The sequence below is a fragment of the Streptomyces bohaiensis genome, assembly GCF_012033785.1.
Taxonomy (GTDB): Bacteria; Actinomycetota; Actinomycetes; order Streptomycetales; family Streptomycetaceae; genus Streptomyces; species Streptomyces bohaiensis.
Genome location: NZ_JAAVJC010000101.1, coordinates 1 through 15,585, shown reverse-complemented (window position 1 = coordinate 15,585; position 15,585 = coordinate 1). Strand labels below are relative to the sequence as shown.

Here is a 15,585-nt window from a genome sequence, read left to right as displayed (position 1 = left end):
GGCCCGGCCCGTGCGCCGCCGTCGCCCCCGGTCGGCGGCGGTCCGCCGGGCACGCGCGGCGCGCGCCGGGAGCGGGGCTTCCGGGGTGCGGCAGCCGTCCGGTCACGGCCCGGCATCGCTTGCAGAAACTTGCCGCAAGGTCTTTCCAAAGTATTGCGCCGCTGTTACGTTCCTGCTCAGCCCGGCGCCGCAGCGGAGCGGCGCCCCCTGGGCGCGCTTCTCGCGTCCTCCCACGGGTGGAAGTCATGTTGAAGGAGTTCACATGCGGCGCAGCATAGGGACGACGGCTGCCATCGCCGCCCTCGCACTCACCGCGACGGCGTGCGGCAGCGACGGGGACGACGCCGGTAGCGGCGACGGCACGGTGACCGTCACCTACTGGGACACCTCGAACGAGACCGAGGCCACGGTCTTCCGGGCTGTCGCCGAGGAGTTCGCCGAGGGCCGGGACGACGTCGAGGTCGACTACGTCAACATCGGCTGGGACGGCGCGCAGGACCGCTTCAAGAACGCCGCGCCGACCGGCGAGGCCCCGCACGTGATGCGCACCGAGGTCGCCTGGGTCTCGGACTTCGCCAGCCTGGACTACCTCGCGCCGCTGGACGGCACCCCGGCCGTGGAGAACCAGGACGACTACCTGGAGCAGGCCTGGGCCTCCACCCAGTACGACGGCACCACCTACGCCGTCCCCCAGGTCATCGACACCCTCGCGCTGTTCTACAACAAGCAGCTCCTCGACGAGGCCGGCGTGGACGTCCCCGAGAGCCTGACCGACATCCAGGACTCCGTTGACGCGTTCGAGGACCTTGAGGCCCCCTTCTACCTGCGTGGTGACGACGCCTACTGGTTCCTGCCCTACCTCTACGGCGAGGGCGGCGACCTGGTGGACGCCGACAGCGAGACCGTCACCGTCGACGACGCCGCGGGCGTGGCCGCGTTCCAGGCCGTGCAGGAGCTGCTCGACTCCGGTGCCGCGATCACCGACACCACCGACGGGTGGGAGTCGATGATGTCGTCCTTCGGCAACGGCGACGTCGCGATGATGATCAACGGTCCCTGGGCCATCAACGACGCCCGCGACGCGATCGGCGCCGAGAACCTGGGTGTCGCCCCGGTCCCCGCCGGCTCCGCCGCCCAGGGCTCCCCGCAGGGCGGCTGGAACTACGGCGTCTACGCCGGTCTGGGTGAGGCGGACATGACCGCCGCCCAGGAGTTCGTCGCCTACATGTCCTCCGCCGACGTCCAGCAGCGCATCACCGAGGAGCTGAGCCTGCTCCCGACCCGGTCCTCCGTCTACGAGGCCGAGAGCGTCGCCGCCAACGAGATGGTCGAGTTCTTCGCGCCCGCCGTCGAGGTCGCGCACGAGCGCGCCTGGATCCCGCAGGCCAACTCCCTCTTCGACCCGCTGAAGGAGGAGGCCGAGGCCATGCTCCTCGGGCGGGCCACCCCCGAGGAGACCACCGCCGCCATCGCCGACCGCTACCGGGAGCTCCTGGACTGGCAGTGATGGCGCGGCGCGGTACGAGCGCGCCCGGCAACGGCCCGGCAGGACGCAGGAGATCGAGGAGCTGACCGACAACCATGGCTGACGTGAGCGGCCCGTCGAAGGCCGCGGCAGGGGGCGGTACCGCCGCCCCCGCCGCGGGCCTCCCGGCGGAGCGGAAGGAGACGGGGCCGGCCCCCACCGGGAGCCGCCCCGGGCCGGGCCCGGTCACGCGGCTGCGCCGCGGGCTGGCGACGCACTGGTACGCCTGGGTGATGGTGGCCCCGGTGGTCACCGTGATCGGTGTGATCGTCGGGTGGCCACTGGTCCGCGGCCTCTACCTGACGTTCACCGACGCCGACGAGAGCAACGTCGAGCGCCGGATCGGCGTCAACACCATCGACGCCAGCTACGAGTTCGTCGGCCTCCAGAACTACGTGGACGTGCTGACCGGCGGCCACTTCTGGGACAAGCTCGTCTGGACCGTCGTCTGGACGGTCTCCTGCGTCGTCATCACCTTCGTCATCGGCCTGACGCTGGCGAACATGCTCAACCGGAAGGTGCGGGGCCGCTCGCTCTACCGGATCGCCCTGATCCTGCCGTGGGCCATCCCGGCGTTCGTCTCCGTCTTCGCCTGGCGGATGCTCTACAACGAGCGGTCCGGCATCCTCAACGCCGCCCTGGAGGGCGGCGGGCTGAGCGCGATGAGCTGGCTGACCGACCCGTTCTGGGCGAAGGTCTCCGTCATCGCCGTCAACGTCTGGCTGGGCGTGCCGTTCATGCTGATCGCCATGCTCGGCGCGTTGCAGTCCATCCCCGCGGAGCAGTACGAGGCCGCCGAGATGGACGGCGCCACCGCCTGGCAGCGGTTCTGGAACATCACCCTCCCCGGGGTGCGGTCGGTCAGCGCCACCGTGGTGCTGCTCAGCAGCATCTGGACCTTCAACATGTTCCCGGTGATCTTCCTGCTCACCGGCGGCGGACCGGTCGGCTCCACCGACATCCTCGTCACCGAGGCGTTCAAGCTGGCGTTCCAGCGCAGCCCCCGCGACTTCGCGGGCTCGGCCACCTGGGGCGTGCTCATCCTGATCCTGCTGATCCTCTTCGCCCTCGTCTACCGGCGGGCGCTGCGGCAGCAGGGCGACAAAGAGGGGGCGTGGTGACCATGGCCACCCAGTCCACCGTGCCCGCAGACCGGACCACCGGTCCGGCCGGCTCCGCCGCCCCCGCCGTCGCGGCGGGACCCGCCGGGGGCGTCTCCGGCGGGAAGCGGCAGCGACGCCGCGGCGAGCGGGGCCCGTTGGCCTCCTTCGGCCTCCACCTGGGGCTGCTGGCAGGCGCGTTCGTCGCGCTGTTCCCGCCGTTCTGGCTGCTGGTGACGTCGTTCAAGCCGCGCAGCGAGTCGTTCTCGCTGTCGCTGACCGCCGACTTCAGCTTCGACAACTACCAGTACGTCATCAACGAGACGGCGTTCCTCACCTGGTTCGGCAACTCGCTGCTGATCGTGGTGGTGACGACCTTCCTCGCGGTCTTCATCTCCTCCACCACCGGCTACGCGCTGAGCCGCTTCCGGTTCCCCGGCATGCGCTCGCTGATGTGGACCCTGCTGATCACGCAGATGTTCCCCATGGCGGTGCTGATCGTGCCGCTGTACAACCTGATGTCGCGGTACGGCCTGCTCAACCAGCCGGTCGGCCTCATCGTCACCTACCTCACCATCGCGGTGCCGTTCTGCGCCTGGATGATGAAGGGCTTCTTCGACACGATCCCCGTCTCCATCGACGAGTCGGGCCGGGTCGACGGCCTCTCGCCGTTCGGGACCTACTGGCGGCTGGTGCTGCCGCTGGCCAAGCCGGGCATCGCGGTCACCGCCTTCTACAGCTTCGTCACCGCCTGGGCGGAGGTCGCCTACGCCACAGCGTTCCTGACCGGCGAGCAGAACCTGACCCTCGCCGGCGGTCTGCAGACCTTCGTCAACCAGCACACCCAGGACTGGCACCACATGACGGCCGCCGCCGTGCTCATCGCGGTCCCCGCCGCGCTGGTCTTCGGGTACGCGCAGAGACACCTGCAGGCCGGCCTGACCGCGGGAGCCACCAAGTCCTGACCTCCGCGGAGCCGGCGGCGCGACCCGCCGGCTCCGCCGCCGCGCGGCGCGGCCCCGGCACCACGGCGTCCCGACCCCACCGACCGCCCCGACCCATCGACAGCGCCAGCGGCCCACGGCCCGGAGGCGGACGGCTCCGCCCCCACCTCCGGACGAACCCGACGAACCCAGGGAAGACATGACCCACCACCTCGCCGACCGCACCCAGCCGGCCGCTCCCGTCACGGAGCGGACCGCGCCCGCCGAGGAGTCCGCAAAGACCGCCGCCACCGAATGGTGGCGCGGAGCCGTCATCTACCAGGTCTACCCCCGCTCCTTCGCCGACGGCGACGGCGACGGCATGGGCGACCTGCCCGGCATCCGCGCCCGCCTGCCCTACCTCGCCGACCTGGGGGTGGACGCCGTCTGGCTGAGCCCCTTCTACGCCTCGCCGCAGGCCGACGCCGGCTACGACGTCTCCGACTACCGGGCGATCGACCCGATCTTCGGCACGCTGGAGGACGCCACCGCCCTGATCGACGACGCCCACGGCCTGGGGCTGCGTGTCATCGTGGACCTCGTCCCCAACCACTCGTCCGACCAGCACGTCTGGTTCCGGCAGGCCCTGGCCGAGGGCCCGGGCTCGAAGATGCGGGCCCGCTACCACTTCCGGCCCGGCAAGGGCGCCGACGGGGAACTCCCGCCCAACGACTGGGAGTCCATCTTCGGCGGCCCGGCCTGGACCCGCTCGACCGATCCGGACGGCACGCCGGGCGAGTGGTACCTGCACCTCTTCGCCCCCGAGCAGCCCGACTTCAACTGGGACAGCCCCGAGGTCCGCGAGGAGTTCCGCGCGGTGCTGCGGTTCTGGCTGGACCGCGGCGTCGACGGCTTCCGCATCGACGTCGCCCACGGCATGGTCAAGGCGCCCGGCCTGCCCGACATGGGGCACGCGGAGCAGCTGAAGCTGCTGGGCAACCAGCAGCTGCCCTTCTTCGACCAGGACGGCGTCCACGAGATCTACCGCGACTGGCGCCGCATCCTCGACTCCTACCCCGGCGAGCGCATCGGCGTCGCCGAGGCGTGGACCCCGAGCGAGGACCGCACCGCCCTCTACCTCCGCGCGGACGAGCTGCACCAGGCGTTCAACTTCCACTACCTCGACACCGGTTGGGACGCCGCAGCGCTCCGGCGCGTCATCGACTCCTCGCTGGACGCGATGCGCCCGGTGGCGGCCCCCACCACCTGGGTCCTCTCCAACCACGACGTCGTCCGCCACCGCACCCGGCTCGGCGAGGCCCCGGGGCGCGACCGCGCCGCCTCGCTGCTGATGCTGGCGCTGCCCGGCTCCGCCTACGTCTACCAGGGCGAGGAACTGGGCCTGCCCGAGGTCACCGACCTGCCCGACGAGGTGCGGCAGGACCCCTCCTTCTTCAAGGACAACGGCCAGGACGGGATGCGCGACGGCTGCCGCGTGCCGCTGCCGTGGACCCGGGAGGGCAGCTCGCTCGGGTTCGGCCCCGGCGGCAGCTGGCTGCCGCAGCCGGCCGCCTGGGGCGAGCTGTCGGTCCAGGCGCAGACCGGCGACCCCGCCTCCACACTGGAGCTCTACCGGGCCGCGCTGCGCATCCGCCGGGAGCACCCCGCGCTGGGCGCCGGGACCGGCGTGGAGTGGCTGGACGCCCCCGAGGGCGTGCTCGCGCTGCGGCGCACCGCCGCCGACGGCTCCGCCGTGGTCGTCGCGGCCAACACCACCGGTGCGCCCGTGGAGCTCACCGCCGCGCCCGCCGCGGGAGAGGTGCTGCTCGCCAGCCGCCCTTACGAGGGCGGTCCGCTGCCGGCCGACACCACCGTGTGGTGGCGGGCGTGACGCAGGCTCCGGTCGGTCGCCTCCCGCGGGGGGCGCCGGCCGGCCCGGCCCGGCTCGCCGACATCGCCGGGCAGGCGGCGGTCAGCGAGGCCACCGTCAGCCGGGTCCTCAACGGCAGGGCGGGGGTGGCGGCGGCGACCCGGCAGAAGGTGCTGGCCGCGCTCGACGTGCTCGGCTACGAGCGGCCGGTGCGGTTGCGGCAACGCAGCGCCGGACTGGTCGGGTTGGTCATCCCCGAACTGACCAACCCGATCTTCCCGGCGTTCGCGCAGGTCATCGAGCAGGTGCTCGCGGGCCACGGCTACACGCCGGTGCTGTGCACCCAGACCCCCGGCGGCGCCACCGAGGACGAACTGGTGGAGCAGCTCGTCGAACGCGGCGTCACCGGCATCGTCTTCATGTCCGGGCTGCACGCGGACACCAGCGCCGACCCCGGCCGCTACACGCGACTGGCGGGCCGCGGTGTGCCGTTCGTCTGCATCAACGGCTTCAACCCCGCCGTCGCGGCGCCGTTCGTCTCCCCGGACGACGCGGCCGCGACCCGGATGGCGGTGGGACACCTCCGCGACCTCGGCCACCGCCGCGTGGGTCTCGCCGTGGGGCCCACCCGGTTCGTGCCGGTGCAGCGCAAGCTCGCCGGCTTCCTCGACGCGACCGGGCTGAGCGCGGGCGAGGCGCGGCGCACGGGGCGCGTCCAGCACACCCTCTTCAGCGTCGAGGGCGGCCAGGCCGCTGCCGGCGCGCTGCTCGACGCGGGATGCACGGGGGTGGTCTGCGGCAGCGACATGATGGCGCTGGGCGTCATCCGGGCCGCTCGGCAGCGGGGGCTGCGGGTGCCGGAGGACGTCTCGGTGGTCGGCTACGACGACTCCGACCTGTTCGCCTTCACCGACCCGCCGCTGACCACGCTGCGGCAGCCGGTGCGGGCGATGGCCGCCGCAGCGGTCGACTCCCTGGTGGAGGAGGCCGGGGGCAACGCGGCGCACCACCACGAGTTCGTCTTCCAACCGGAGCTGGTGGTCCGGGGCTCCACCGCGCCGCCGGCCGGCTGAGGCCACCGCGGCCGGCGGGGTCTCAGCCGACCGGGCCGCCGCTCCAGTCCGGGGTGTCCTCGTCGTGGTGGGCGAGGGTGACGGTCAGCCCGCCCGAGCGGTAGGCCCGCCAGGTCATCCCGTGGGTGCGGGCGGTCGCGGTGGTCCGCACCCCGTCGCCCGGGTCGTGCGTCTCGTCGCCCACCGGCACCTGCCGCGCGCTCTGCCCGGCGTGGAAGAGGAGGTCCCGCCGCAGGCAGCTGACCGGGTCCAGCTCCGGCTCGCCGCCACCGGTGTGCCGCCACGTCGTCAGGGCGGCCGGGGTGCCGTCGGCGGCGGTGTGGACCGCCAGGGTGCGCAGCACGCCGTGGTCCGGACTGACCCCCGTGATCCAGCTCAGCGCCGCCACCGGCCCGCCCTCGGGCGCCCGGGGCACGGGCGGCGCGCCCAGGGGGTGGAGTTGGGGGTCGGTGGAATGGGCGTAGACGGTCCATTCCGGCTGCGGCGCACGGGACATGGCACGACGGTACCCCTCCGCGCGGCCGGGCGCGGGGCTTCCGGCAACCGCCGGGCCCCGGGCCGCGCCCGGGCGGTCGGGCAGCGCGCGGGCGCGGCGGTCGGCGAACCCCGGACGCAACTTCTTGCGCAAGGAGTTGCGTTGCCGGCTTCCTGCGGACTCCTGGCCGTGGGGTGGTTCTGTCAGAACTCTTGACCGCGGGGTGGGCCACATCTACGGTCCTGCGTGCAAGGAGTTGCAGAAATTTCCGACGACTCCCTGCGGGCGTCGTCGCCCGTGATCGCCCCTGCGGGCAGGGCGCGTTGCTCTCCAGGCTCCACGGGTCTCCCGGCGCTGGGACGGCGGTGGGAGACCCTCCCCACGTTCCTACCGGAGGCGTCATGTCCCCCAGCTCAGGTAGACCCGCACCCCGCCGCAGGGCACGAGCCGCCGCGGTGGCCGCCACCGTGGCGGCGACGGCCGCCGCGACCCTGACGGCCGGCCCCGCCGCCCAGGCGGCGCCCCCCGGGGAGAAGGACGTCACCGCCGTCCTCTTCTCCTGGGACTTCGACTCGATCGCCCGCGAGTGCACCGACCGGCTCGGTCCCGCCGGCTACGGCTTCGTGCAGGTGTCCCCGCCGCAGGAGCACATCCAGGGCCCGCAGTGGTGGACCCAGTACCAGCCCGTCAGCTACGACATCGCCGGCCGGCTCGGCACCGCGCAGCAGTTCCGGGCGATGGTGAACACCTGCTCCGACGCCGGGGTCCAGGTGGTGGTCGACGCGGTGATCAACCACATGGCCGCCGGGTCCGGCACCGGCACCGGGGGAACCGCGTACACCAAGTACAACTACCCCGGGCTGTACGGCAGCCAGGACTTCAACGACTGCCGGCAGGACATCGCCCCCGGCGACTACGCGGGCGACCGGTGGCGGGTCCAGAACTGCGAACTGGTGGGGCTGTCCGACCTGGACACCGGCAGCACCTACGTGCAGCAGACCATCGCCGACTACATGAACACCCTGCTCGACTGGGGCGTCGCCGGCTTCCGGGTCGACGCCGCCAAGCACATCCCCGCCCAGCACATGGAGCAGATCCGCGCCCGGGTCGGCGACGGCTCGGTCTACTGGAAGCAGGAGATGATCTACGGGGCGGGGGAGGCGGTCCACCCCGACGAGTACACGGGCGCCGGCGACGTGCAGGAGTTCCGGCACGCCTTCGACCTCAAGCGCATCTTCCAGAACGAACGCCTGGCCTACCTGGACGACTTCGGCCAAAGCTGGGGCTACCTGCCGTCCGCCGGCGCCGGGGTGTTCGTCGACAACCACGACACCGAGCGCAACGGCTCCACCCTCACCTACCGCGACGGCTCCGCCTACACCCTCGCCAACGTCTTCATGCTGGCGTGGAACTACGGCAGCCCCGACATCCACTCGGGGTACGAGTTCACCGACTACGACGCGGGCCCGCCGCGCGGCGGCGAAGTGCGCGACTGCTACCAGGACAACTGGAAGTGCCAGCACGCCTGGCCCGAGATCGCCTCCATGGTCGGGTTCCGCAACGCGGTCGGCGACGCCGCCGTCACCAACTGGTGGGACAACGGCAACGACGTCATCGCCTTCGGCCGCGGCGACCGCGGCTACGTCGTCGTCAACCACGAGTCCGCGGCCGTCGACCGCACCTGGCAGAGCTCGCTGCCCGGCGGCACCTACTGCGACGTGCAGTCCGGTCGCGCCGTGACCGTCGACGGCTCCGGCAGGTTCACCGCCTCGGTCGCCGCCGGCACCGCCCTGGCGCTGCACGCCGGCGCCCGCGACTGCTCCGGCAACGGCGGCCCCGGCACCCCGCAGCCCGGCCAGTCCACCGCCGCGTTCGGCGTCCAGGCCACCACCCGCTGGGGCGAGTCGCTGCACGTCGTCGGCTCCGTGCCGCAGCTCGGCTCCTGGAACCCCGCCGCCGCCGTCCCGCTCGGCTCGGCGGACTACCCGCTGTGGCGCGGCCAGGTGACGCTGCCCGGCGGCACCGCGTTCGAGTACAAGTACCTCCGCAAGACCGAGGACGGCGGCGTCGTCTGGGAGTCCGGTGCCAACCGCACCGCGACTGCCGCCGCCACCGGCCGGATCGACCTCGCCGACACCTGGCGCGGCTGACCCCGCCCGCGACGGGCCGCCCCGGCCGGCGCCGGGCCGGCCCGTCCGCTCTCACCCCGCCCCCACCGCGAAGGAGCACCCCCCACCGTGCCGCGCACCCCCTCGACCCGACGAGCCCTGGCGGTCACCGCCGCAGCGGGCGTCCTGGCCACGCTCCTCCACACCGCGCCCGCCCCGGCGGCGCCCGCCCCCGGAACGCTGCCGCGCGCGGCCGCGACCCCCGACGCGCCGGCCGCCGAAAGCGACCCCCTCGACCTCGGCGCGGCCCGCGCCCACTGGATCGACCGCTCCACCGTCGTCTGGCCGGTGCCGGTGCAGGACGGGGCCGGCTGGCGGCTGCTGCACGACGCCACCGGCGGCCTGACCGTTGCCGACGGTGAACTCACCGGTTCCGGCACCCCGCTGACCCTGACCCCCACCACCCTCAGCGACGAGCAGCGCGACCGCTTCCCCCACCTCGCCGACCAGCCCGCCTTCGCCCTCGACGAGGCCGGTGCGCGCACCGCCGCCGAGGCGCTGCGGGGACAGCTCGTCGCCGAGCACCGCGGCCCGGACGGCACCCTGCTGCACGCCACCGGGGTGCAGATCCCCGGGGTGCTGGACGACCTCTACGCGGCGGAGGCGACCGCCACCACCCTCGGCCCCTCCTTCCCCGACGCCGCGCCTGCGGACGGGGCAGGCGCCGGGGCCGACCGCTCCTCCGGCGCGCCGCACCTCGCGGTGTGGGCGCCGACGGCCCAGCAGGTCTCGGTCGAGGTCGACGGCGAACTCCATCCGATGCGGCGCGACGACGCCACCGGCGTCTGGTCCGCCACCGGGTCCGCCCACTGGTACGGCGCCGCCTACCGCTACCACGTGACGGTCTGGGCGCCCGAGGCCGGCGCCGTCGTCACCAACGAGGTGACCGACCCGTACGCCACCGCGCTCACCACCGACTCCCGGCACAGCCTGGTCGTGGACCTCGCCGACCCGGCGCTCGCCCCCGACGGCTGGGCGGACGCCGCCAAGCCGGAGGCGGTCCCGCTGGCCGGGGCGGCGATCCAGGAGATCCACGTCCGGGACTTCTCGGTGGCGGACCCGACGTCCGAACACCCCGGCCGCTACCTGGCGTTCGCCGAGCGGGACAGCGACGGGGTGCGGCAGCTGCAGCGGCTGTCGGACGCGGGCACCACCCACCTCCATCTGCTGCCCACCAACGACATCGGCTCCGTCCCCGAGGACCCCGCCGACCGGCGCGAGCCCGACTGCGATCTCGCCTCCCTCGCCCCCGACTCGCCGCACCAGCAGGAGTGCGTCGGGCAGGTCCGGGACCGCGACGCCTACAACTGGGGCTACGACCCGGTGCACTTCAACGTGCCGGAGGGCTCCTACGCCACCGACGCCGAGGGCACCGCCCGCACGGTCGAGTTCCGCGAGATGGTGCGCGCGCTCAACGAGCGGGACCTCCGGGTGGTGGTCGACGTGGTCTACAACCACACCTTCGCCGCCGGCCAGGACGACCGGTCGATCCTGGACCGGGTCGTCCCTGGCTACTACCACCGGCTGCTGGCGGACGGCAGCGTCGCCGACTCCACCTGCTGCCCCAACACCGCGCCCGAGCACGCCATGATGGGCAAGCTGACCGTCGACTCCGTCGTGCTCTGGGCGCGCCACTACCGGGTGGACGGCTTCCGGTTCGACCTGATGGGCCACCACCCCAAGCAGAACCTGCTCGACGTCCGCGCCGCCCTCGACGCGCTCACTCCGGAGCGGGACGGGGTGGACGGCAGCGCCGTCGTCCTCTACGGCGAGGGCTGGAACTTCGGCGAGGTCGCCGACGGCGCCCGCTTCGAGCAGGCCACCCAGCGGAACATGGCCGGCACCGGCATCGCCACCTTCTCCGATCGGGCGCGCGACGCCGTGCGGGGCGGCGGCCCCTTCGACGAGGACCCCGGGGTCCAGGGCTTCGGCTCCGGCCTGTGGAGCGACCCCAACGGCTCTCCCGCCAACGGCAGCCCCGACGAGCAGCTCCGTCGACTCCTCGACCACCAGGACCTGATCAAGGTGGGACTGACCGGCAACCTCGCCGACTACCGGTTCACCGACTCCCGGGGCCGGGAGGTGACCGGCGCCGAGGTGGACTACAACGGTTCCCCGGCCGGCTACACGGCCGCCCCCGGGGAGGCCGTCGCCTACGTCGACAAGCACGACAACGAGGCGCTGTTCGACGCGCTCGCCTACAAGCTCCCGGCCGGCACCGCACCCGCCGACCGGGCCCGGATGCAGGTGCTGGCCACCGCCACCGCGCTGTTCTCGCAGGGGGCCGCCTTCGGACAGGCCGGGGCGGAGCTGCTGCGCTCCAAGTCGCTGGACCGCAACAGCTACGACTCGGGCGACTGGTTCAACGCGATCCACTGGGACTGCGAGGCCGGCAACGGCTTCGGCCGCGGCCTGCCGCCGGCGTGGGACAACGAGGACAAGTGGCCCTGGGCGGCACCGCTGCTCGCCGCGGAGTCGCTGCGCGTGGGGTGCGCGGAGATCCGTGCCACCGACGCCGCCTACCGCGACCTGCTCACCATCCGCACCACCGAGGACGCCTTCGGGCTCGGCACTCTCGACGAGGTGCAGCGCACCGTGGCGTTCCCGCTCTCCGGGACCGAGCACGAGGCGCCGGGGGTCATCACGATGCGCGCCGGTGACCTGGTGGTGGTCCTCAACGCCACGCCGGAGACGGTCCGCCAGCACCATCCCTCCTTCCGCGGCGCCGGGTTCGCCCTGCACCCGGTGCAGGCGGCGGGGGCCGATCCCGTGGTGCGCGGAGCGTCCTTCGACGCGGAGGCGGGCACCTTCGCGGTGCCGGGCCGAACCGTGGCGGTCTTCACCCTCGGCTGACGGCTGACGGCTGTGCCGACTGCCGATCGCCCGTCCTCGGGCCGGGGTGCGAGCCCCGGCCCGAGGACGGCACGCGAGGGTGTGCTGCTGCCGGGTCAGCCGAAGGTGGCGTTCCAGGTGGCGGGACCGACGACGCCGTCCACGGCGATCCCGGCCCGGCTCTGCAGGGTCCGGCAGGCCGACTCGGAGGCCGGCCCGTAGGAGGAGTCCACCGACAGCGCGAAGCCGTGTGCGCTGTTCATCCGGGCCTGCCACGTCCCGACGCTCGCGTGGTTCATCACCGGTGGCTGCCGGAAGTACACGCCCGGCCACGGCGGGGTGCCGGGGCTGCCGCCGCCCGGGTTGAGCCGGCCGTCCAGCACCAGGGGGTAGAGGTTGCCCGGGCAGGCCGTCGACGTGTGGTCGCGGTGGCCGTTGACCGCCCCGCCCGCGCCGCCGGAGGTGCGCAGCCGGGTGATCGCCATGTGGAAGGCGTCGATCAACTGCGCGGTGATCGGGTCGTAGTTGGCGGCGGTGCCGCCGGTGAGCCCGCAGACGGCGTACCAGTTCTGGTTGCCCGGGTTGGTGCCGTTGGCGGCGGTGCGCTGGCCCTCGCCGCGGCCCTCGAAGACGTAGCCGTGGACGCAGACCAGGTGGCTGTACGCCACGTCGGTCCAGCCGTTGGTGTCCATGTGGTAGTTCTGGATGCCGCGGACCTGCCCGGCGCAGTCGGCGTGGTTGGTCCGGGCCACGCGGACGCCGTCCACATGGTGCACCGAGACCCCGCCGTGCTGCGGGGTGATGTTGGTGTTGCTCGAACGACGGGCGCGGGCGCCCCACTGGGCGCGGGTCACGAAGATCGCCATGTCAGCCGGCCCTCCCGTGCAGTCCGCACGTCACGCTGGCGTTGAGCGGCTCGGCGTGCGGTTCGCCCGCCGCTCCCGTCGCGTAGCGGGCGGCAGGGTGGTCGGGGTGGGTGACGACGGGGAGGTCCCCCGGGGCGGCGACGGCGGTGCCGGCGCAGATGACGGGCAGTGCGACCGCGCCCCCGGCGGCCGCTGCGACGGCGGTGAGGAAACCGCGTCGCGAGGTGTTTCCGGACAATGCTCCTCCAGCGAACTGGTGTGTGCGGTACCGGAGTCCCCGTGCACCCTGTGCTCGCCGCCGTGCCGCCGTCCGTCCCGGACACCGCCCGGCCGACGGCGGCGCGGGGGAGAGGGAAGCCGCGGTGCCGCAGTGGTCGCCAGCGTTGTGCCCCGTCGTGAGGTGTACATGACATGCGAGCGCGTGCAGGTCGCGGGAAGTCATCTGCACGGCATCTTCGCGCGTAGATCCCTTGCCGGTCCACGCCGCTATACGGTCCGTGGCGGCCACGCCATCGGTATGCCCGCCTTCATGGCACGGTGTCCCACCGGCCGCGGCACCCGCAGGCACCGCGGCCGGTCGGACCCGGCCGGCGGCTCAGCCCAGCGCCTCGACCGCGGTGCCGTCCGCGCGGGTGCCGCGCAGCTCCGCCTCGGCGCCCTCGGTAGCCGGCAGCGCCGCGACACGCCCGGGCACACTGCCGGTCACCCCGCCCTCGGCCGAGAGCGAGGTGATCCCCTCGCTGCCCGCCGCCAGCAGGTACCACTGGTCGCCGTCGCTCCGCCACAGGATGCCGCCGACCACGTCCGGGGCGCGCTCCCCGCACGCCGCGGTGTCCTCCGCGCGGGCGGTCACCACCCCCGGGGCGAGGGGCTCGCCCTCGGGCTGCGGCGCCTGGAACTGCGTCATCGCCCGGGAACCGGCACCCCGCCAGGTCTCGGCGCGGGTGCAGACCCACTGGGCCGTGCCCGCGCCGCCGGGCAGCTCCTGGGCGGCGAAGGCCGTGCTGGTCACGGACCGCACCCCCTCGCCGTTGACCGAGGAGAGGTGGCAGGCCGTGCGGGCCCACACCTCGGACCCCGGACCCTCCAGCGGGGAGTCGCCCGCGTCCCCGATCCGCGCGGGCAGCAACTCGCCCATGTCCGCCAGTACCGAGGCCGCCGGTGCACCGTCCGCCGCGTCCGCTCCCTCCCCGCCCGCGAACCGCACCACGGGGTAGGTGGTGCAGCTCTCGCGGTTGAAGACGTTGACCACCGGGCCCGTCACTCCCTCCTCGTCCACCGCCAGCTCCCGCGGCTCCGCACCCGGCGTCAACAGGTCGTGCGCCGCGGCGGTGGAGACCCACGGCGCCGTCAGATAGCGGGTGGTGTCCGCGTCGCGGTTGAGCACCACCGCCGAGGTCGAGCCGTCCGCGCCGTCGGTGCGGGCGAAGTCGAGCACCGCCCCCTCGCCCTCCAGCGGCTCGCCGTACCGGACCAGCCGCAGCCCGTCGTGCAGGATCACCAGCCGGGCGTCGCCCACCTCCCCGGCGTACAGCAGCTGCGGCGGCCCCGCCGCCGGACCCGCCGCGGTCCCGGGCGTCGCCGACACCCGCACCGAGTCGTCCGGGTCCGCCCAGACGGCGAGCGCGCGGCGCAGCAGGTCGTTGTCGTCGGTGAGGGCGCCGCGCGCGGGCCAGCCGGTGAAGTCCAGGCGGGTCGCGGACTCCCAGCTGTCCGCGCGGGCCTTGACCACCAGCGACGGGTCCAGCGCCTGGAGCGCCGCCGGGTTCCCCGTGGGGCCACGGTCGGGCACGACCGCCAGCAGCCCGGCGCCCACCACCGCGGCCGCCGCGACGGCGACCGCGGTCCGCAGCCGTCGCCGCCGGCGTACGAGGTCGGTCGGGTGCAGGTGCAGCACCGCCGGGTCCTCCAGCGGCGGCGGCACCGCCGCAGCGCCCGCCTGCTCCGCCTCCTCCGCGCCCGGCAGCCGCGCCGCCGAGGTCACCGCGCCGTGCGCGTGCGGTTCGCTCATCCCGGCCGCGACCAGCAGCGCGCGGGCCTCCTCGCGCGACATCCCCTCCAGCCGCTGCAACGCGAACGCCGCACGGGTGGAGCTGGAGACCCCGGCCAGCGCCTTCTCCAGCTCCAGGGCCTCCCCGGCGCCCGATGTCGGGCGCAGCCGCAGCCCCAGGACACGCGGCAGCACCGGTTGCGCCCGGCGCAACCGGCCCAGCTCGCGGCCCGCGAGGCGCGGCGGGCGACCGGTGTCCAGCGCCCCCCGCAGCGTGCGGAGCCGCACCAGCGCGTAGCCGGGGTCGGCGGCGGGGCCGCTCGCGGCCCGCTGCCGGGGGACCGCCGCCGCCTCCTCCGCCACCGACTTCTCGCGCGGCAGCGCGCGCTGTGCGACGGCATGGGCCGTCAGCACGCGGCGGTGCCGGCCCAGCGAGGGCGGCAGGACGACGTAGGCGAGCCGGACGAGCCGCCGGTAGTGCTCGACGATCGCGGCCTCGGCCCGCTCCGTGTCGAGCGGCCCCGGCCCCCCGGTGCCACCGTCGCGGGGACGCGTGGTCACCGAGGTCGCGGCACCACCGGGGAACGGGGCGGGGGCACCGGGGGAGCGGCCGCCGGGAGCGCGGCCGTCGGGTCGGGAGGGGTTCGCAGGAGTCGACACATGCGGCTGAACGAGTGGCCGCCGTCCCGGGTTACTGCCCGGGCCGCCGCGCGACCGGGGCGCGGTGCGCGCACGCGGCGCGCGGGCACGGCCCGGCGCCGGT

At 74.2% G+C, this 15,585-nt stretch carries 10 protein-coding genes and 1 pseudogene; 7 read left to right on the top strand and 4 right to left on the bottom strand.

All coding sequences use genetic code 11. The features are described 5' to 3' along the window. The first annotated feature begins 262 nt into the window (after positions 1 to 262). The 5 genes from HCN52_RS13270 (at position 263) to HCN52_RS13250 (ending at position 6,491) form a co-directional block, all read left to right on the top strand. Positions 263 to 1,507: an extracellular solute-binding protein gene (locus tag HCN52_RS13270; protein ID WP_168088645.1), complete on the top strand. Its 1,245-nt coding sequence runs from the start codon at positions 263 to 265 to the stop codon at positions 1,505 to 1,507. Between the two features lie 74 nt (positions 1,508 to 1,581). Continuing rightward, positions 1,582 to 2,646 carry a carbohydrate ABC transporter permease gene (locus HCN52_RS13265; protein ID WP_168088644.1) on the top strand — a complete coding sequence of 355 codons (1,065 nt, stop codon included), beginning with the start codon at positions 1,582 to 1,584 and terminating at the stop codon, positions 2,644 to 2,646. 2 nt (positions 2,647 to 2,648) lie between these two features. Next, entirely contained in the window at positions 2,649 to 3,590 is a 942-nt protein-coding gene (locus HCN52_RS13260; protein ID WP_168088646.1) for a sugar ABC transporter permease, read from the top strand. A 178-nt stretch (positions 3,591 to 3,768) separates the two neighbouring features. Continuing rightward, positions 3,769 to 5,439 carry a glycoside hydrolase family 13 protein gene (locus tag HCN52_RS13255; protein ID WP_168088643.1) on the top strand — a complete coding sequence of 557 codons (1,671 nt, stop codon included), beginning with the start codon at positions 3,769 to 3,771 and terminating at the stop codon, positions 5,437 to 5,439. Further along, positions 5,424 to 6,491: a LacI family DNA-binding transcriptional regulator gene (locus tag HCN52_RS13250; RefSeq protein WP_168088642.1), complete on the top strand. Its 1,068-nt coding sequence runs from the start codon at positions 5,424 to 5,426 to the stop codon at positions 6,489 to 6,491. The genes HCN52_RS13255 and HCN52_RS13250 overlap by 16 nt, the downstream gene beginning before the upstream one ends. A 22-nt stretch (positions 6,492 to 6,513) precedes the next feature. On the opposite strand, the gene HCN52_RS13245 is transcribed toward HCN52_RS13250, so the two are convergent. After that, positions 6,514 to 6,987: a hypothetical protein gene (locus tag HCN52_RS13245; RefSeq protein ID WP_168088641.1), complete on the bottom strand. Its 474-nt coding sequence runs from the start codon at positions 6,985 to 6,987 to the stop codon at positions 6,514 to 6,516. A gap of 380 nt (positions 6,988 to 7,367) precedes the next feature. Here HCN52_RS13245 and HCN52_RS13240 point away from each other — a divergent pair, with 380 nt between their 5' ends. Both HCN52_RS13240 and pulA read left to right on the top strand, forming a co-directional pair. After that, the gene (locus tag HCN52_RS13240; protein WP_168088640.1) at positions 7,368 to 9,116 is read left to right on the top strand and encodes a carbohydrate-binding module family 20 domain-containing protein; all 1,749 of its coding nucleotides are present in this window, start codon (positions 7,368 to 7,370) and stop codon (positions 9,114 to 9,116) included. Positions 9,117 to 9,260: 144 nt separating this feature from the next. After that, a pseudogene (pulA, locus tag HCN52_RS13235) lies at positions 9,261 to 11,987 on the top strand (pullulanase-type alpha-1,6-glucosidase); the annotation flags it as partial. 95 nt (positions 11,988 to 12,082) lie between these two features. On the opposite strand, the gene HCN52_RS13230 reads toward pulA, so the two are convergent. From HCN52_RS13230 to HCN52_RS13220, 3 genes are all read right to left on the bottom strand, one after another. Next, entirely contained in the window at positions 12,083 to 12,832 is a 750-nt protein-coding gene (locus HCN52_RS13230; RefSeq protein ID WP_168088638.1) for a peptidoglycan recognition protein family protein, read from the bottom strand. 1 nt (position 12,833) lies between these two features. Next, a complete protein-coding gene (locus HCN52_RS13225) occupies positions 12,834 to 13,070 on the bottom strand; it encodes a hypothetical protein (protein WP_168088636.1) in 237 nt (78 codons plus the stop codon). 357 nt (positions 13,071 to 13,427) lie between these two features. After that, positions 13,428 to 15,383, bottom strand: a complete 1,956-nt coding sequence (locus HCN52_RS13220; protein WP_168088637.1) for a hypothetical protein — start codon at positions 15,381 to 15,383, stop codon at positions 13,428 to 13,430. Positions 15,384 to 15,585: the final 202 nt, after the last annotated feature.